Origin of the sequence: Anaeromassilibacillus sp. Marseille-P3371 (genome assembly GCF_900169665.1) — a bacterium.
In the GTDB taxonomy this organism is placed as follows: domain Bacteria; phylum Bacillota; class Clostridia; order Oscillospirales; family Acutalibacteraceae; genus Anaeromassilibacillus.
Map to the genome: position 1 here is coordinate 2,325,225 of NZ_LT835157.1, position 17,043 is coordinate 2,342,267.

Annotated in this window: 17 protein-coding genes; 8 read left to right on the top strand and 9 right to left on the bottom strand. The window is 48.0% G+C overall.

What is annotated here, in order from left to right:
* Nucleotides 1-24 precede the first annotated feature (24 nt).
* Both B9Y59_RS09690 and B9Y59_RS09695 read right to left on the bottom strand, forming a co-directional pair.
* Nucleotides 25-402: a NusG domain II-containing protein gene (locus tag B9Y59_RS09690; RefSeq protein ID WP_158088992.1), complete on the bottom strand. Its 378-nt coding sequence runs from the start codon at nucleotides 400-402 to the stop codon at nucleotides 25-27.
* Between the two features lie 17 nt (nucleotides 403-419).
* Complete coding sequence (locus B9Y59_RS09695) at nucleotides 420-1,481, bottom strand: FAD:protein FMN transferase (RefSeq protein WP_085533167.1); 1,062 nt, start codon at nucleotides 1,479-1,481, stop codon at nucleotides 420-422.
* A gap of 324 nt (nucleotides 1,482-1,805) precedes the next feature.
* Here B9Y59_RS09695 and B9Y59_RS09700 point away from each other — a divergent pair, with 324 nt between their 5' ends.
* The 5 genes from B9Y59_RS09700 (at nucleotide 1,806) to B9Y59_RS09720 (ending at nucleotide 5,659) form a co-directional block, all read left to right on the top strand.
* Nucleotides 1,806-2,309 carry a YbaK/EbsC family protein gene (locus B9Y59_RS09700; RefSeq protein WP_054324330.1) on the top strand — a complete coding sequence of 168 codons (504 nt, stop codon included), beginning with the start codon at nucleotides 1,806-1,808 and terminating at the stop codon, nucleotides 2,307-2,309.
* Entirely contained in the window at nucleotides 2,293-2,967 is a 675-nt protein-coding gene (gene trmB, locus B9Y59_RS09705) for a tRNA (guanosine(46)-N7)-methyltransferase TrmB (protein ID WP_085533169.1), read from the top strand. Before B9Y59_RS09700 ends, trmB begins: the two co-directional genes overlap by 17 nt.
* 142 nt (nucleotides 2,968-3,109) lie before the next feature.
* A complete protein-coding gene (locus B9Y59_RS09710; RefSeq protein WP_054324331.1) occupies nucleotides 3,110-4,114 on the top strand; it encodes a methionine ABC transporter ATP-binding protein in 1,005 nt (334 codons plus the stop codon).
* Nucleotides 4,104-4,763: a methionine ABC transporter permease gene (locus B9Y59_RS09715; protein ID WP_054324332.1), complete on the top strand. Its 660-nt coding sequence runs from the start codon at nucleotides 4,104-4,106 to the stop codon at nucleotides 4,761-4,763. The genes B9Y59_RS09710 and B9Y59_RS09715 overlap by 11 nt, the downstream gene beginning before the upstream one ends.
* Before the next feature lie 56 nt (nucleotides 4,764-4,819).
* Nucleotides 4,820-5,659 (top strand): MetQ/NlpA family ABC transporter substrate-binding protein, encoded by an 840-nt coding sequence (locus tag B9Y59_RS09720; protein WP_054324333.1) that lies wholly within the window; start codon nucleotides 4,820-4,822, stop codon nucleotides 5,657-5,659.
* Nucleotides 5,660-6,286: 627 nt separating this feature from the next.
* Here the strand turns inward: B9Y59_RS09720 and srtB are convergent.
* The 7 genes from srtB to B9Y59_RS09755 all read right to left on the bottom strand — a co-directional run bounded on the left by srtB (nucleotide 6,287) and on the right by B9Y59_RS09755 (nucleotide 13,748).
* Nucleotides 6,287-7,162 carry a class B sortase gene (gene srtB / locus B9Y59_RS09725; protein WP_158088993.1) on the bottom strand — a complete coding sequence of 292 codons (876 nt, stop codon included), beginning with the start codon at nucleotides 7,160-7,162 and terminating at the stop codon, nucleotides 6,287-6,289.
* 44 nt (nucleotides 7,163-7,206) lie between these two features.
* The gene (locus tag B9Y59_RS09730; protein WP_054324336.1) at nucleotides 7,207-8,442 is read right to left on the bottom strand and encodes an AfsR/SARP family transcriptional regulator; all 1,236 of its coding nucleotides are present in this window, start codon (nucleotides 8,440-8,442) and stop codon (nucleotides 7,207-7,209) included.
* A gap of 70 nt (nucleotides 8,443-8,512) precedes the next feature.
* On the bottom strand, nucleotides 8,513-8,848 hold the full coding sequence (locus B9Y59_RS09735) for a branched-chain amino acid transporter permease (protein WP_085533173.1): 336 nt from the start codon (nucleotides 8,846-8,848) through the stop codon (nucleotides 8,513-8,515).
* Nucleotides 8,845-9,576 (bottom strand): AzlC family ABC transporter permease, encoded by a 732-nt coding sequence (locus B9Y59_RS09740; RefSeq protein WP_242967284.1) that lies wholly within the window; start codon nucleotides 9,574-9,576, stop codon nucleotides 8,845-8,847. Before B9Y59_RS09740 ends, B9Y59_RS09735 begins: the two co-directional genes overlap by 4 nt.
* A 13-nt stretch (nucleotides 9,577-9,589) precedes the next feature.
* Nucleotides 9,590-10,573 carry a DUF2207 domain-containing protein gene (locus B9Y59_RS09745; protein ID WP_054324338.1) on the bottom strand — a complete coding sequence of 328 codons (984 nt, stop codon included), beginning with the start codon at nucleotides 10,571-10,573 and terminating at the stop codon, nucleotides 9,590-9,592.
* A 26-nt stretch (nucleotides 10,574-10,599) separates the two neighbouring features.
* Nucleotides 10,600-11,925 carry a lipopolysaccharide biosynthesis protein gene (locus tag B9Y59_RS09750; protein WP_158088994.1) on the bottom strand — a complete coding sequence of 442 codons (1,326 nt, stop codon included), beginning with the start codon at nucleotides 11,923-11,925 and terminating at the stop codon, nucleotides 10,600-10,602.
* Between the two features lie 1,238 nt (nucleotides 11,926-13,163).
* On the bottom strand, nucleotides 13,164-13,748 hold the full coding sequence (locus B9Y59_RS09755; RefSeq protein WP_054324340.1) for an ECF transporter S component: 585 nt from the start codon (nucleotides 13,746-13,748) through the stop codon (nucleotides 13,164-13,166).
* Between the two features lie 137 nt (nucleotides 13,749-13,885).
* Between B9Y59_RS09755 and pdxR the strand changes: the two genes are divergently transcribed.
* From pdxR to pepT, 3 genes are all read left to right on the top strand, one after another.
* Complete coding sequence (gene pdxR / locus B9Y59_RS09760) at nucleotides 13,886-15,271, top strand: MocR-like pyridoxine biosynthesis transcription factor PdxR (RefSeq protein WP_085533177.1); 1,386 nt, start codon at nucleotides 13,886-13,888, stop codon at nucleotides 15,269-15,271.
* Between the two features lie 42 nt (nucleotides 15,272-15,313).
* Nucleotides 15,314-15,679, top strand: a complete 366-nt coding sequence (locus B9Y59_RS09765; RefSeq protein ID WP_085533179.1) for a hypothetical protein — start codon at nucleotides 15,314-15,316, stop codon at nucleotides 15,677-15,679.
* 74 nt (nucleotides 15,680-15,753) lie between these two features.
* The gene (pepT, locus tag B9Y59_RS09770; RefSeq protein WP_054324343.1) at nucleotides 15,754-16,968 is read left to right on the top strand and encodes a peptidase T; all 1,215 of its coding nucleotides are present in this window, start codon (nucleotides 15,754-15,756) and stop codon (nucleotides 16,966-16,968) included.
* Nucleotides 16,969-17,043 lie beyond the last annotated feature (75 nt).

Below are 17,043 nucleotides of genomic sequence, written 5' to 3' on the forward strand. Positions count from 1 at the left end.
CCAATCGAAACGCACATAATGACCTCAACCGGTCACCCCGTCAAATCCGGAAGTTCCACCGGATTCTAGCCGTACAGAAACACGCGCAGGCAGACACACAGCCGACTGTCCCGGCCGTGTCAATTTCCCTGTGCGTATACAGGTTTTGTCCGGGCATGCAGACGAAAAGAAGGAAATCGCTCCCGGTTCCACCAACAGCTTGACCTGATATGGACCGCCAAGGGCCAGTTCTTCCGTTTGAGTCTGTCTGTCTAAATCTATGCGGCGGATAACCTGTCCATTCTGTTCCACCACCGCGATACATTCCTCCACCGGACGTAGCTGGAACCACGCGGCTAAACATCCAGCAAGTGCCAGTAGGATGGCGATCAACACGACATCCTGCTTCTTCAGCAAGCGCATCCAATTTTCCCGCCCGTTCATGATACAAGCGTGTAGGCGTCCGACGTAAGTTGAAAGGCATCTTCTAAGGAATCGGATACCCAAACACGTCCATCCTCTGCAATAAAAACGCCGCCTGCATCATAGTGCTCAAGTAGGCTCATTCCCCTCTCTTCTCCGAGTACAAAAGCCGCCGTGGATAGCGCGTCGCTTAACGCACCACTGTCGGAAACCACGGTGACGGAAACGAGTCCACTTTCTGCCGGATATCCGGTTTTCGGGTCGAGAATATGATGATAGGTCTTGCCATTCTCCGTAAAATTCTTTTCGTACGATCCGGAAGTGGAAACAAAACCGGATGCCAAATCCAACAACCCCATCTCTTCCGCTTTGTCATCGCCGCTTCGAGGATCGCGGACAGCCAACCGCCAAAGGCTTCCATCGGGTTTTTCCCCATATAAGCCAATACTGCCGCCCACTGCGATAATCCCAGCTTTCACCCCTGCCTCCTGGTAGGCCTGCACCGCCGTATCACACGCTGCACCCTTTCCAATACCACCGAGGTCGAGAGCGGCCCCATGGATCTTTAAAGAAGCCTCGGAAGTTTCTTTGTCCACTCGAAGGTTGTGATAATCCACAAAAGTCCGGTATGTCTCGATCTCTTCTTCGTCCGGCAAGTGTTGGTTTTCTCCTCCAAAATCCCATAGGGAACTGACCGGCAAGATCGTCGGGTCGTAAGCCCCTTCCGATTGCTCTGCCACATGGAGAGCCATTTCCAATAAATCCGCTGTCTGGGGTTCAATCGCAATCCAATCCGTTCCTGCCGCTGCATTCAAACGCGCAATGTCGGAATCCTCTATCCGCCAGGAAATCTGATTTTCTAAACGCTGTACCGCATTGGCCGCCTCGGATGCAGCATCCTCTCCCATACGGCCATAAACCGTCTGCTGGACATAGCTTCCCATTGCATATTCTGTGCTGGTAAACGGTTGCCGGTCACGTTGCTGTATGTACCATTGGCGGCCGGCAAATACCAACACCAAAACAACTGCAAAAAACGCCAACGCCCGGCCGATTTTCCATTTTTTCTGATTCTTCATGGGTTCCTCCAAAGCGGCTCACATGCCTCTATACAAAATATAGTATACCATACTCTTGATAGAGCAAGCAAACGATCGGGACATTTTTCAACTGGTTATTTGTAAGAAATTGAAGCAAAAAAAGTGTTGAATTTCTCTCTCCCTGCACATTCCACAAAATCACACCAGAAAGGCGAAAATTACCAAACTTTTTTGTCGTATTCAACAAATTCCTTTTGAACTGCTTTCCAACGTCTATTCTTATGCTATACTTTGTTAGAATTATGTTATGGAAAGAGCCGCAACAACCCAGCCGGTTGAGTAGCGGTATGGAGGGACGTATTCATGTCAGGAATTGAAACCGTAAAACGGTATTTAGAACCCTATGGGGTAGCCGATCGCGTACAGGAATTTTCCGTTTCCAGCGCCACAGTGGAGTTAGCCGCACAGGCGCTCGGCGTGGAACCTGCACGTATTGCCAAGACGATTTCTCTGCAAGCGGATAACGGCTGCATCTTAGTCGTCGCCGCTGGCGATGCCAAGATTGACAACGGTAAATTTAAAGCAGAATTTCATCGGAAAGCCAAAATGTTGAATGCGGAGGAAGTGTTGCCCCTTACGGGCCATCCAGTAGGAGGCGTATGCCCCTTTGCCAATCCAAATACCGCAGCAGTGTATTGTGACGTCTCTTTAAAACGCTTTGCAACGGTTTTTCCTGCCTGCGGTACGGCAAACTCTGCCATTGAATTGAATTGTGAGGAACTCTTCCGGTATTCTCACAGTCTAAAGTGGGTGGATGTGTGTAAAAACTGGGAGACGGAGGGAATTGCAAATGCGGATGCGCAATAAACCATGGGCGACTCCGGAATTAAACGCCTGCCCCTTTTTTGTCCGCGGTCCAGAGCGCATGGCTGGCAAATGGCAGGATTGGTTTTCTCAAAAGCAGCCGATTCACTTGGAGCTTGGCTGTGGAAAAGGTTGGTACATCGCCGGATTGGCTCCCAAAAATCCAAACATCAACTACCTTGGAGTGGACCTAAAAGATATTGTTTTGGCGCCCGCCAAGCGCATTGTGGAGTCTGCATTTGCTGAAATCGGACAGCCCGTTGACAATGTCGGGTTAACCGCCTATAATGTGGAACAAATCTGCAATATTCTTCGCCCAGAAGATGGTGTGGAGCGCATTTGCATCAATTTTTGCAATCCCTGGCCGCGCGCAAAGCACAACAAGCGCCGCTTGACCCATCCGCGCCGTTTAAACGATTATAAGCAATTCCTCAAGCCGGGTGGTGAACTTTGGTTCAAAACAGACGATGATGGCCTTTTCTCCGATACGCTGGCATATGTAAAGGAAAGTGGATTTGCACTTTTATCTCAGACAATGGATTTACATAAAAGTCCAGATTTTTTTGAGCAGGATGCCCCGACCGAACATGAAAAGATGTTCACCGAACAGGGGATTCCCATCAAAGCGTTGATCGCACGTTGGGAGCCGCCTGTCGAATGAACGTATCTCATATGTATTTTGCTTGACAGGCGTCGTTTTGTGCCGTATAATTCCTATTAAATCAGTAATAATTAAGGGATACTCTGCGGCTCGGTATCCCACCAAAAGATGGAAAGAGGGGTGCAGTGTGGAAGGTAAACCGATGATCGAAATTCGCTCCTTGAGCAAAACCTTCCGGGGAAAGAACACGGAAGTCCATGCGCTGCGGGACATCAACCTGAAAATCGAAGAAGGCGACATCTTCGGAATTATCGGTATGAGCGGTGCAGGAAAAAGTACGCTGGTGCGCTGTATGAACATGCTGGAGGTTCCTACGGAGGGGACTGTATTCTTCAATGGTATGGATCTTTCCAAGCTAAATCGCAAACAACTGCGTGAAGCACGTCGCTCGATGGGCATGATTTTCCAACAGTTCAATCTGCTGATGCAGCGGACAGCAGAAGCAAACATCTGCTTTCCATTGGAGATCTCCGGAGTAGATAAGATCACCGCCAGAAAACGCGCGAAAGAACTTTTAGAGCTTGTCGGGTTAGCCGATAAGGCAAAGGCCTACCCCTCTCAGCTTTCAGGTGGACAGAAACAGCGCATCGCCATCGCCCGTGCGCTTGCAACCAATCCGAAGGTACTTCTATGCGATGAAGCGACTTCCGCCCTAGACCCAAATACAACGGCTTCTATCCTTTCGTTATTAAAGGATATCAACCGCCGTCTGGGAATCACCATTGTAATTATCACGCATGAAATGAGCGTGATCGAAGAAATCTGTAACCGGGTGGCCATCATCAGTGAGAGCAAAATTGCCGAGTGCGGTGAGGTTACAGAGATCTTCTCCCACCCCAAGACACCGGCTGCACAGCATTTGGTCTTTCCAGAGGGGAAACATACTACCGAGCAATTCACCGGCAAGCATGCAATTCGCATTGTATTCGATGGGAGTTCCTCTTTTGAACCTGTGATCGCAAACATGGTGCTGGAATATAAGTCCCCTGTCAATATTCTATTTGCAGACACAAAAAATATGGACGGCAAAGCTTTCGGTCAAATCGTGATCCAATTGCCGGAAGATGTCTCTCTTGCGGAAAAGATGCAGCGGTATCTGCATCTGCGGGGATTGACCGTAGAGGAGGTGAGCGGAAATGTGGGATGAATCCACGCTGCAAATGTTGTTACAAGGCGTTGGTGAAACCCTGTATATGACACTGGGGTCCACCCTGTTCGCCTATGTGATTGGACTTCCATTGGGTGTTCTGCTCGTCATGTGCGCCTCGGACGGGATCCGCCCACATCCAGTCCTGTACAAAATTTTGGATGTGGTGGTCAATTTGACCCGGTCTTTCCCATTCATCATCCTATTAATTGCTGTTTTGCCGTTCACTCGTTGGCTGCTCGGTACCACACTCGGCCCTACCGCAGTCATTGTCCCCCTGACGATCTCTGCCGCCCCGTTTGTGGCGCGGTTGGTCGAGGGGTCTCTCAAAGAAGTCGATGTTGGTGTGATTGAAGCATCTCAATCGATGGGAGCTTCCGCTTTCCAGATCATTTGGAAAGTCCTTCTTCCAGAGGCACGCCCTTCGCTCATCGTCAACTGTGCCATTGCCATCACGACCATTCTTGGATATACTGCGATGGCAGGATTTGTCGGCGGTGGAGGATTAGGAGACATTGCCATACGCTTCGGTTATTACCGGCGTGAAGAGGATATTATGCTCATCACCGTCGTCCTCTTGATCGTTGTGGTTCAGGTATTCCAAGGGCTGGGGCTTTGGGTAGCCAGGCGACTCGACCGGCGGAAATAAATTTGGAAAAACAGAATGTTTTTTCCATCTGTTGAAAAAACAAGGAGGATTCTCTCATGAAAAAGATTTTTGCAATTTTGTTGGCTGTTGCACTTTCCGCTACTGTTTTAGCTGGATGCCAATCCGGCGGTAATACCTCTTCCGAAACAAATGCAACCAATTCTGAAGCTAAAGTCATTAAAGTAGGGGCTTCTCCTGCCCCTCATGCAGAAATTCTTGCGGTCGCCAGTGATCTTCTTAAAGAACAGGGCTATGAGCTGGATGTCGTCGAGTTTTCCGATTATGTGCAGCCGAACCTTGCGCTCTCTGAGGGCGAACTGGATGCAAACTATTTCCAGCATCAGACCTATCTGGACAACTTTAACGAGGAGTATGGCACGGAATTGGTCTCCATCGGTGCAATCCATTACGAGCCCCTCGGCATTTATGCCGGCCGTACTGCCTCATTGGACAACCTCCCGGACAATGCGACCATTGCTGTCCCAAATGATACGACCAATGAAGCGCGCGCACTCCTGTTGCTCCAAGATCAGGGCTTCATCGAAGTGGATGAATCCGCTGGATTAAATGCGACAGTGAAGGACATCACCAATAATCCCAAGAATATTCAAATAACGGAAATTGAGGCGGCACAGTTGTCCCGCATTCTTCCCGATGTCGATCTCGCCGTCATCAACGGAAATTACGCCATCGACGGCGGCCTAAAAATCAGCGACGCTTTGGCCGTGGAAGAGAGCGGTTCTGTTGCGACAACCGCCTACCCCAATGTGATCGCTGTTCGCAAGGGAGACGAAGACCGCCCGGAATTGAAGGCGCTTGTGGATGCCCTGAAGAGCGACACTGTTAAGCAGTATATCAATGAAACTTATGCGGGTTCCGTTGTTCCAATTGAGTGAACCGCAAACGTCAACCGGCTGTGTGAAATCACACAGCCGGTTTCTTGTTGCCGCTTTCAACATAAACGCCTTGCTTCAACCGCGAAATTCAAAAAGTTTCGACTGGAAACGATCTTGGGGGTTACCAGCCTATCAAGAAGGAACGTCGCCTATCCTTTTCCGATGATTTCAGAGGTATTTGTAAATCCCCAAAACCGATACAGTTAACAAGATACTGAAAGGAGCTGGTTTATCCGTAGCCGGGCAAGCAATGCAATTCTATTTTCAGTACCTCTTCCTATGAATCAAAAGTGCTCCCCTTTAAGATGGAAGTAAACCTCTCATTATATGTAGTTTTAAGTAGTTCCGATTTCATCCTTTCGAATCAGATTATACTTGCCACCACTGAGAGGCCCGGTTTCTCTTTGTTGGCCTTTTTGCGCTAGCCAAAAGCAAAAGGGGCTTCGTAAAAGCGCTTTGATGCGATTTTAATATGTGTCTCCAGCCTAACAAAGAAACGCCCTGTAACACAGCCATTCGGCAGATACAGGGCGTTATTTTTTGTTGGACGTGCAATTCTATTTATAAATGATGTATCCGTTCCCGATGATTGCTATTCCTCTCCGAGAATTACAAGATCAAGAACCCTCATCCATTTCCGTATTTCTGTACCCAACAATCTGGGTAGACCGGCGACGGATTATACCCTGCCTGATCTAAGTTCACAGTTGCATCCTCGCCTTCCCGCACACGGCGGGCCACAACGACCGTTCGAAATTCTTTAAACTCATAGGAACAGGTTGAAAGGGTGAGCAATTGGTCATCTGTGGTAACATCAACTGGTATATTTAGAATAGAGCGGCTTTTCATCTCCTCAATAAACGCCGCAAAAGCTGCATCATCTGGAAAATCCGGCTGGGCATAGTCGAAAATCTCTCCCTGCTCTGGGAGTGTGTTGATCTTAAACACGGAGAAAACCTTCCACTTGCCCTCAACGCCTTCTAAGTCGAAATCAATAACAGGAGCAGACTTATAGAAATCCAGATCGGTATATTGCAAAATAGCTGCAAACATCTGCCCATCATCCATATTATGCCCATAGAGAGTCAAATTCTTCATGTCCTGTGCCGGCGAGCAATTGGCATCCAGAAAAATACACCCATACTGGGTATACTTTTTGTCATATCCATGACGCAAATAGAGTTCTGGATTGTCCTTTGCAGACTGCATCACTGGATAATCCACCACCGTATTGGGAATCTGAATCCATCCAATGGTATCCGGATTGCCTTCCTTGAGTTGTTTAAAGGCATCCCGTTTTCTCTCTGCGGTTTTTTCCGGAACCTGTGAAGAAGAGGTACGATCCTTGTCATCTTCTTCGGTGTGATAAATCTGCTGTACCTGCTCGACTGCATTCCGGTTTCGCAGGGGTTCATAGATCCCTTTATATCCGATCACGCTCAAAGAGCCCACAAAAACACAGAGCGACACAACAAAAATCCCCTTGCGTAGACCGTTTCTCATAGGCTCTCCTTTCGCAGTTTCCGCATCTTCTATCGATCCGCCGGTCAACGTTGCGTCTCTTGTGTACGCAGGCTGATGATCTGTTCTTTCAGGTGTATTTCCCCTTTTCTGCGGCATTTTGCCTCAAATGCGCTGCGGATGCGGTTTGCAACCAATTGACCGTTTTCTTCCTGTGCCACCAGCAGCCCCAAAATAAACTGCGACGGGCTATAGCGCGCTACAATATCATTCCGGCGTAAGGTTTCCGATATTGCTTGCTTCAAAAGGATCATAATATTTTTTAATTTCTCCAACGGAGGAATCTCTCCGTTCTTATCCGTTGCTGTAAGCAAAATCAAAACCTCGCTCTGATTGCAGCGCTCTTGCGAACGCATCTGTACTCGACAGATTTCACGGAATACCGTATATTCACAGAAAAATGGCGTAGAACCGGAGGTCTCCTCCGCAAGGATGTCGTCCTTGATTTGATTCATATCGATCTCTACCATGTTGAGCCCTTGGATAATTTCACGATGTAGATTTCGGATGGAATTAGAAAGACCCATTCCCAATTCCCGATTAAAAGATTCCGAAATATTCTCATAATGAACCAAAGCTTGTGCATATTGACCGGTATGCAAATAGGCCTTTAGCAAAATGTGATGGATGTCCTCCTGATAAGGACAAAAGCGGACCGCACGCTCACAAACCGAGATCACATCCCCGTACTGTTCCGACTGATTCAAAAGTCTGCACAGCGTCAGTACACAACTGACATAGAGGCTTTGGTATTGCGCACGTCTGCTAAAAATCCATTCGTCCTCTCCCAAATTGGGCAGGAATTCCCCGTTGTACAGTTCCACCGCCTGGGAATAACAGGCAATACGGCTTTCCAGGGCCTGCTCTTCATCCGAACCACGCTTGGCCAATAGGGACATAACCTCCGTATCAATCTCACAAGGAAAATCCTCATTCCACATGTAAGCGCCTTCGGAAAAACGAATCAGCTCCATGCCTTCCTCACAAGCTTCATTGTCCGGCGTCAAATCATCCAACAGCATACGCGCACGATAGACCAAATTCTTCAAAGAATTTGCCGGATCGATACACTCGTCTCCATCCCGCCACAATAGACGAATCAAATGGTCTTGGGACAACCTTTGGCCCCGGTTAATTAAGAGAATCCCTATCAAAAGCCAGATCTTTTTGGAACGGTTTCCTTTTTTCACGACTTCCCGGTCGCCCCGCCGGATTGAAAAATCTCCCAGCATGCGCACGGACAGCTTTTCAGTGGCCATCATTCCGATTTCCCCCACAATCTTTTTATTCGTTTCACTGGATTGGTTGTCCTGCCCCCTGGACAGGAAACCCTTATGTAATAAAAACAAACTGCACCAACAGCATATACAGTACCGTCCCTACACCAATACTCAGCAGAGTGTTTTTCTTCCAAAGGTGCAGCATCACAACCGCTGCTACAGCGATCAGTTCCGGTAATCCATATGGCCATTCCAACAAACTGGTCCCTTTCAAACAGTATACCATCAGCATGGCAATAATTGCAAAAGGTAAAACTTTCCCCAGATATTTCACATACGGTGGGGTCTCCTTTCCTTCTGGGAAAAGAACAAACGGAAGCAGCCTTGTGAAAAAAGTAACAAGCGCAACAAACGCAATCACCAGTAGCGCACGAATCGCCCCGTTCATGTAGCCGCCCCCTCCTCCGGCCTGTCCAGACGTCCTCGAAAGACCGACAGTAACACGACCATTCCGATCAACGCCGGCAGGATAAAATTGTCCGCTCCAAAGAGCAATAGACACACCAGTGAACAAACCAGCCCCACCAACGCCGGAACATGGCTCTTTGCCTCGCGCCACTGGTTTACAAAGATTACCACAAAGAGTGCCGTCATTGCAAAGTCAATTCCCTGCGTGTTGAACGAAAAAGAAGAACCGAGCAAGCCTCCTACCACAGAACCCACAATCCAATATAACTGATTGAACAAAGCGATAAAAAAGAAAAACCAATTGCGGTCCACATTTTTCGGTGGCTCTGCTGTGCAAAGCAAAGAAAACGTTTCGTCCGTCAGGGAAAAAATCATGTAGGGTTTCTTTGCTCCAAGATTCCGAAATTTCCCCAACATGGAAATCCCGTAAAAGACATGTCGGATATTCACCATCAAGGTCATCAAAATAACCTGTAAAAATCCTGCCCCGGTGGCCAACAGATCGACTGCTACAAATTGCATCGATCCGGCATAGATGAATATGCTCATCAAGGCAGCCCATCCAAAGCCATACCCTTTACTTTCCAGCAAAATTCCAAAGGCAGCCCCCAAAAAAAGGTATCCCACCATCACGGGAACCGTTCGAGGGAAGGCTGCGCGGAGGGCCAACTTCAACTGCCGCATTTTTGCTGGTTGTCCTGTTTGCATTGCTTTGCCTCCCTTATGCCTTTTTCTTCCTGCGAAGGCGGGAGACAATCAAAATCAGCGCTGCACCACCAATCAATACAACCGGAGCCGCTATGCGAATCATCTGGTCTTTGCGCGCCTCCCCCGCAGTGTAATCAGGATTTTGATCCGGGTCATTTTCCTCCTGCAAAATTTGCAGATAGGCATCTTCCCCGGTCTTATAGGCATCCGCAGCATTGGGGAACAGATACAACGGGGCGGTCACACGGATGTCTACGGCATGGTTGGCCGGAACTTCGTCCACGGTCAAGCTCACCAATTCGCCGCTTTCGATGACCAGCGTATCGTTTTCCTGGTCATGCGTCCATGCTTTTACCTCTTTGCGCTCCGCACCATACGGCAAAATGACATAACCAGTCAGCAATCCCGCCTCATATGGAATATCTTCTCCGATCAGTTGCCAGTTGAATTCCATCGTATCGTTATGAAACCGGACCGCGCCTTTTACCGTATAGAGGACTTTGATCGTCGTAGTAGCATTCCAATTTTTTAGATAAGCATGAATGTCGTATCCCGTATCGGTTTCATCCAATGTATACTTACGCTCCGGATATTTTTCCCCCTCGGTTTCCGTCGCTGCTTGGATTTCCTCGTAGCTGTTAAAACGCTCCAAATCCTCTGAACCCATAACCACACGGATATTCGATATTTCATAGGCATCGGACTTTGCAATCGTGCGTTCGAATTTTGTCATCTTTTCAAAATTCCGGCAGGAGAACGTCCAATATTCTATGATGTTCACTGTACCATCTGTGAGCAGCTCTGCCTCTACCTTTTCGGATTGACAGGTATAGCCCTCCACCGCCAGATCAAACGCTTCCACCTGATGGTTCATAATGTATTCGCCGAGTTCCTTCATTTCTGACGAGATCTCTTCTTCGTCTTCTTCAGCAAAAGCGAAGGACGTACATGAGAGCGCCAGAAGCAGCGCCAGAAGCAGAGATAGGTATTTTTTCATGGATGCTCTCTCCTTGTATTCATAAATTATTTCCGAAAGAGTTGCTTGACCGAACGGATTTCTTCACCGTTCGGGATCAAAAGCCGGTAAAATGGCGTGTGCGTAAACAGGCAAAAAATCACCATGGAGGTAAAGCCCTGTGCAGTCAAAGACGCTGATGTTGCCAATGCAATCCCATTGACCCCCATCAAAGGAATCAAAACGAAGGACAAACTCAGATTGACAATAATTCCGATGATGGTGGGCAGAATGTTCAACTCCGGTTTTCCATAAGCGGCAATGGAATTGGCCAACACCTTTGCATAACAGATAAAAACCGAACCAATGATTAGATACCGCAAAGGCGCGATCGCCTCTACATACTTTGGGAAAACAATCGGCACAAATACCTGCGCTACTAACACCAAAAGTACGGCGCAAACGATGGTGATATAGGTTACAACTTTACAGGACATCAAGGTCAAACGGACTTTGTCATCCTTCTCATGCATGGCCGCAATCCGGCTCATAATCACTTGGCTCACCGCATCGGGCAACAACCAGACCTGCTGCATCATTGTCACTGCCGCATTATAAATGCCAAAGGTCGAAAGAGAATACACGGCGTTGACAATATAAGAGCCCAAATAGGAGTTAATATAGGTCATCACATTGGAAACATGCGACTTCAGACTGTAGCGCAACATGGCACCTGTCCGTACAGGAAAATCATCATCTGGAGCAGGTTCCGGCTCTTTTCCATTCCAACGCTTAATTCCATACATCGCCAAGACGATCATCAGCACCTGGATGCCAATCATCGAAGTCACCAACAACATCGCACTGGGCCACAACAACATGGAAAACATAAATGCGGTCAGCAACACTTTTTGCAGCAGGTTGATGGTGTTGAACATTTTAAACTTGTTTTCACCGCGCAGAATTGCCAGGCAGACGTTCAGCAAAAATGAGAACAGGCCATACACAACAGCCGCCCAACAGTAAAAGGCCGTACTGCCGGGGAAAAAGATCTGCTTCATAAACAGCACTGCCGCAGCGCCAGCCGCCATAATCAGGATGGACATCGCTGTTGTCAAGGTTGTGATCGCCTTTTTGGTATTCTTGATCTTAAAGCGGGAGACAAAGTAGATCATTGCGGCATTGATGCTGAACCCAAACAGTGTAAACAAACCATTTCCCACCAGCTGCACTTGGTTATACTGCCCTTTGACGTCAGGGTCCAGGACACCCAGTACAAAAAATGCGGAGATGATGGACAATAGAGAGCCTATCGCATTGGTGCCGAATGTATTGATGCTATCCCGCACAATGTCGCTGTGAAATCTCTTGGGCTTCTTTTCCGTATCCTTCATCCTGTGAAACTCCATTCCAGGGAAAAATCCCTTTTTTCAAGGCCGAAATTCATAAAGATTATTATAACATTTTGACAAGCAATTCCACAAGGGATTTTCCGGATTTTTACGGATTCTGCGGGTTTGAGGTTTCAAAGGGGCGAAAAAAGCCAGGAATATCGTCCATATCGTATAAAACCCTTTCGTAGGTTTCTACACAAATCGGTCCTTCTTTATATATCCTTCCGTTGTTTGGTCCTTTCTGTGGATTTCCGACTCTGATTCTATCTATCGAGAAACGTCCCTTATCCACATCTTCCGGGCGATATGCAAACTTCTAGGGAATTCCATTTCAAAAGCAGTTGTCCTTCCAAATGCCAAACCCTCTATACGATGTCCAGTTTCATCAAAAACAACCCACTTGCAGTGAGCTTGCGGACGGAAAAGGAATCCAAAGCATGGGAATCTTCTCAAAATCAATCGATAATCAGAAGGTATGACAAAGCAAAGGGAGGACGTTTCTCCTAAAAATCGAATCGTTCGAATCCTGGAGCCTTGTAAAATTGAATCATTTCTGTATATGCCCCCGTACCCCACCGGGATAGAGGGTCCTCCTCCTAATATTTGACGATCTCTCGTCCGCCGGAGCCGTACAATTGAATAATTTTTGTACATGCGCCAGTAGTTCAATAGGATAGAGCACCCCTCTCCTGACAATCGAACCGTTCGAATCCCGGAGCCTTGTAAAATTGAATCATTTCTGTATATGCCCCCGTACCTCACCGGGATAGAGGGTCCTCCTAATATTTGACGATCTCTCGTCCGCCGGAGCCGTACAATTGAATAATTTTTGTACATACGCCAGTAGTTCAATAGGATAGAGCACCCCTCTCCTGACAATCGAACCGTTCGAATCCCGGAGCCTTGTAAAATTGAATCATTTCTGTATATGCCCCGTACCTCACCGGGATAGAGGGTCCGCCTCCTGAAAGAAACGACCTCCCATCAGTCCATCCCCGCAAATATGGATTATAAAAAATAAATTTCCTATTTTTGCGGCTTCCTACAATCCTGATGGAGTCCTCAAATTTTTTGAAACGAGGAGTCTTGCCCCGGATGAAATACCTCTAAACACGGTCTTTCCCACGTACAATGGCGTCAAGGCATGACCTGATTTTTCTCGCATCTTTTAAAAAAATAAGCCTGTTGTACGGTCTTTCCCACGTACAACAGGCTTATCTATTTTCACTTCTATTCGGTTACGCTCGACGCGGGCCGCCTACTGGTAAATGCGCACGCTCCAAGGCTTTGCGGATCGCAAAGAAAAACGGCACCGCGATCACATCGGCCACAATTGCATTTGTCAAAGTGGCTGCCAACTTTGTTACCATTGCAAGTGCCGCAGCCTCTGGTGCAGATCCCACCAAGATTAGCTTCACGAACGAATATCCCAAATACAGAACACAGTAGCAGAGAGAACCACTCACTGCACCCACAATCACACGGGAGAGCTTCCTCGCCGTGTGATCGCCGCCCCATGCGATCAGGCCGCACACAAACGCCATTAGGAATTTAAAAATCAAGGTACTTGGCGCACTGTCCGCCCATCCGCCGATTAAATCAAAAATGCAGGAACCAATGCCAGCCGCAAGGCCGCCATACACCGGCCCCAACAACAGGCCGGCTAAAATGCAAAACACATTTGCAAACCCAATCATCGTTTTATCCGTTCCCACAGGAATCTGCACTTTAAAGAACATCGTCGCCACTAGGACAAGCGCCGCCATCAGCCCAGTAAGCGCCAGATTGACGCTGGTATTCCGTTCATTCAAATGAAATTTCATGGTCTTCCCCTCCAGACAGTTTAAACAGAGAATCTTGCATCTCTGTCCATTTGTGGTATAATCATAGCGCAAAAGTGTTCATACTAAAATATACAGTTTATAAAAAATTGACCAGTACAGTTTGTGAGGAAATCGTTATGACATACGACTATTTGGTCCTTCATCCGAATGCAGAAGTACCTTTATATCAGCAGCTCTATGAGTCTTTGCGAAATTCAATTGAACGAGGACACCTGACCAGAAATGAAAAACTCCCTTCGATTCGCAAGCTTTCTGAAGATTTGCATTTAAGCCGCACCACAATTGAGATGGCATATCAGCAGCTCTGTGTCGAAGGATATGTGCGCGCCCGCCCGCAAAGCGGCTTTTTTGTGGAAGCCAGTCCTCTTCGGTCAGAACACGTGCCCCTCCCAGAGCCTCCCGTGCGTTCCCTCCAAGCGGAAACACTGGAGTCCCGTATTCGTTACAATTTTGGCAGTGATTCCGTGGACAGCGTGTGTATTGACCTCAAAATATGGCGCCGTCATATCCGCGATGTGCTAACCCGTCAGGAGGTGTTGACCTCCTATGGTGATCCCCAGGGGGAACCCGCCCTGCGAGAAGCGCTTTCCTCCTATTGTTATGGTGTGCGTGGGGTGAAAGCCAGCCCGGGACAGATCGTGGTTGGTGCGGGTACCCAGCCGCTTTTATATCTACTCTGTGGCCTGCTTTCGGAAAAAACAGTCGCGATGGACGAGCGCGGCTTTCCCCAAGCGGAACGTGTTTTTGCGGACTGCGGTTTCTCAGTTTTACACCTGCCGGCCGATCGGGACGGCATTCGTATGGATGCATTGGAAGCCAGCGGCGTTCGTGCTGTCTTGGTGCGGCCCTCTCACAGCGTTCAAAGTGGAACCGCAATGCCTATGAATCGACGCTTTGCCCTCCTGGAATGGGCAAAGGCTCATCGAGCTCTGGTCATTGAGGATGACTACAACGGCGAATTGCGCTACAATGCCCGCCCCATCCCCGCTATGCAGGGAATGGCAAGCGGGGAACAAGTTGCCTACATTGGTTCCTTTTCCAAATTGCTCCTGCCATCGGTGCGCATAGGGTATATGGTATTGCCGTCCTCTCTGCTTGCGGACTATCGTTCCCGTGTGCGAAGCTACAATCAGACCGCCTCCAAGGTGGAGCAGCTTGCGCTGTGCAGCTATGTCAAAAGCGGGCAATTGGAACGTCATCTTCGCCGCTTGCGCAAACTTTATGCGGCGAAAAGCATAGAGCTCATCCGCTCGGTACAAAAGGCATTTGGACCCCGATGCCGCCTCTTTTTGCAGGAAACGGCGCTTCGGTTGACCTTATTTCTTCCCTATGAAACTCCCTCTGAAGAACTTTGCCAATTAGCCGCTCAGCGTGGGGTCCGGGTGATTGCTGAAAAAGAGCCGGGCAGTGTCACTCTGGGATTTGCTGGCATCCCCTTGGAAGACATCCCTTCAGCAGTGGAACAACTTCACATTGCCTGGGAAACACTTCCCACCGTATGACCTTTCTGCAGCAATCCACACATATAAAAAAGGATGGATAGAATGAATTCCCTTAAAAGCCTTTATTTCGATGCGGCAGAACCCGATAGCCAGCGCTGGAAGATGCTTGTTGAAAAACACGCGAAAAGAGCGCAGACCTTTGAAATCCACTGCTGGAAGGAAGAACCAGAGTGGATCGATCTCGCTTTACAATACGGAATCCCCAAAGAAACCGATTGGCCATATGGTACAGTTATCTCCGGACCCGTAACACCGGAATTCCTTCATATGCTCCTATGTCTGCCAAAGCCAATGGATACTGAAATTTACAATAAGATGACTCCGTTTTTTTCCATATTCTTTGATAACGGATTTTCTAGCGAGCACTATGGAACAGAGCTGCACCATGGCGAGCCACATCCTTTGTGAAAACAACATTGCGCTTTGAAAAAAATTGGCGTATGATGGAAAAAAATGCTTTTCCCTGAAAGGAGACATATGTGATGAGAGCTTATGAACGATTTCTACAATATGTGCGTTATCATACCACTTCTGACGACAATGCACCGGCGGATAAATGTCCCACAACCGATCGCCAAAAGGTACTGGGGGCTGCACTTGCTGAGGAACTGCTCAGCTTGGGATTGGCCGATGCCCATATGGATGAATTTGGCTATGTCTACGGAACACTGCCAGCCAATTGTAAAACGGACCAGCCGGTTTTGGGGCTAATTGCACATATGGACACCTCTCCCGCAGCAAGCGGTGAAAATGTGCAAGCACGTATTGTGGAAAACTACAATGGAGGAGACATCCTACTCAACGCGGAAAAGAAGATCGTCATGCGTCCCACAGAATTTGAAAGCCTTCTCGATTATAAAGGACAGGATCTGATTGTGACCGATGGTACGACGCTGCTTGGTTCGGATGACAAAGCGGGGATTGCTGAGATCTTCACTGCACTGGAACGCCTGACAACGGAAAACATTCCGCACGGTACGATTAAAGTCGGCATTACGCCCGACGAAGAGACCGGACGTGGCGCAGACCGCTTTGATGTAAAGGGATTTGGGGCGCAATATGCCTATACAGTTGACGGAGGAAAACTCGGTGAAATTGAATATGAAAACTTTAATGCCGCAGATGCTAAGGTCACCATCAATGGTGTAAGCGTTCATCCTGGTACAGCCAAGGGCAAGATGAAAAATGCAATCCTAATTGCAATGGAATTTCACTCCATGCTTCCCGTTTTCGAAAATCCGGCCTTTACAGAAGGATATGAGGGGTTCAGCCATCTGGAAGGTATTCAGGGACATGAAGAGCAGACAAGCTTGCACTATATTATCCGAGACCATGATATGGAAAAATTTGAAGTCAAAAAGGCGCGTTTTCAAAAGATTGCGACTTACTTGAATGAGAAATATGGTACAGGAACAGTTGTTCTCAACATCACTGACAGTTATTATAATATGAAACAACAGATCGCTCCTCATATGTTCCTGATTGAAAATGCCGAACAAGCGATGCGTAAAGCTGGGGTTGAACCCCTGGTTGTGCCGATTCGCGGCGGTACGGACGGCGCCCGTCTCTCCTATATGGGACTTCCATGCCCCAACCTCTCCACCGGCGGCCACAATTTCCATGGCCGTTTTGAATACATCCCCATTCAGAGTATGGACAAGATGGTGGACGTTCTGTTAAATCTTGTACGGATTTAATGGGTTCCTTATCCATATAAAACACCAAAACATGAGGCTGTAAGCTGGATTGCTCCGGCTTACAGCCTCATGTTA

Excerpts from the sequence above, each read along its gene's own strand:
- B9Y59_RS09690 (WP_158088992.1), bottom strand. The coding sequence starts at position 402 with ATGCGCTTGCTGAAGAAGCAGGATGTCGTGTTGATCGCCATCCTACTG.
- B9Y59_RS09695 (WP_085533167.1), bottom strand. The coding sequence starts at position 1,481 with ATGAAGAATCAGAAAAAATGGAAAATCGGCCGGGCGTTGGCGTTTTTT.
- B9Y59_RS09700 (WP_054324330.1), top strand. The coding sequence starts at position 1,806 with ATGTCAGGAATTGAAACCGTAAAACGGTATTTAGAACCCTATGGGGTA.
- trmB (WP_085533169.1), top strand. The coding sequence starts at position 2,293 with ATGCGGATGCGCAATAAACCATGGGCGACTCCGGAATTAAACGCCTGC.
- B9Y59_RS09710 (WP_054324331.1), top strand. The coding sequence starts at position 3,110 with ATGATCGAAATTCGCTCCTTGAGCAAAACCTTCCGGGGAAAGAACACG.
- B9Y59_RS09715 (WP_054324332.1), top strand. The coding sequence starts at position 4,104 with ATGTGGGATGAATCCACGCTGCAAATGTTGTTACAAGGCGTTGGTGAA.
- B9Y59_RS09720 (WP_054324333.1), top strand. The coding sequence starts at position 4,820 with ATGAAAAAGATTTTTGCAATTTTGTTGGCTGTTGCACTTTCCGCTACT.
- srtB (WP_158088993.1), bottom strand. The coding sequence starts at position 7,162 with ATGAGAAACGGTCTACGCAAGGGGATTTTTGTTGTGTCGCTCTGTGTT.
- B9Y59_RS09730 (WP_054324336.1), bottom strand. The coding sequence starts at position 8,442 with ATGATGGCCACTGAAAAGCTGTCCGTGCGCATGCTGGGAGATTTTTCA.
- B9Y59_RS09735 (WP_085533173.1), bottom strand. The coding sequence starts at position 8,848 with ATGAACGGGGCGATTCGTGCGCTACTGGTGATTGCGTTTGTTGCGCTT.
- B9Y59_RS09740 (WP_242967284.1), bottom strand. The coding sequence starts at position 9,576 with ATGCAAACAGGACAACCAGCAAAAATGCGGCAGTTGAAGTTGGCCCTC.
- B9Y59_RS09745 (WP_054324338.1), bottom strand. The coding sequence starts at position 10,573 with ATGAAAAAATACCTATCTCTGCTTCTGGCGCTGCTTCTGGCGCTCTCA.
- B9Y59_RS09750 (WP_158088994.1), bottom strand. The coding sequence starts at position 11,925 with ATGAAGGATACGGAAAAGAAGCCCAAGAGATTTCACAGCGACATTGTG.
- B9Y59_RS09755 (WP_054324340.1), bottom strand. The coding sequence starts at position 13,748 with ATGAAATTTCATTTGAATGAACGGAATACCAGCGTCAATCTGGCGCTT.
- pdxR (WP_085533177.1), top strand. The coding sequence starts at position 13,886 with ATGACATACGACTATTTGGTCCTTCATCCGAATGCAGAAGTACCTTTA.
- B9Y59_RS09765 (WP_085533179.1), top strand. The coding sequence starts at position 15,314 with ATGAATTCCCTTAAAAGCCTTTATTTCGATGCGGCAGAACCCGATAGC.
- pepT (WP_054324343.1), top strand. The coding sequence starts at position 15,754 with ATGAGAGCTTATGAACGATTTCTACAATATGTGCGTTATCATACCACT.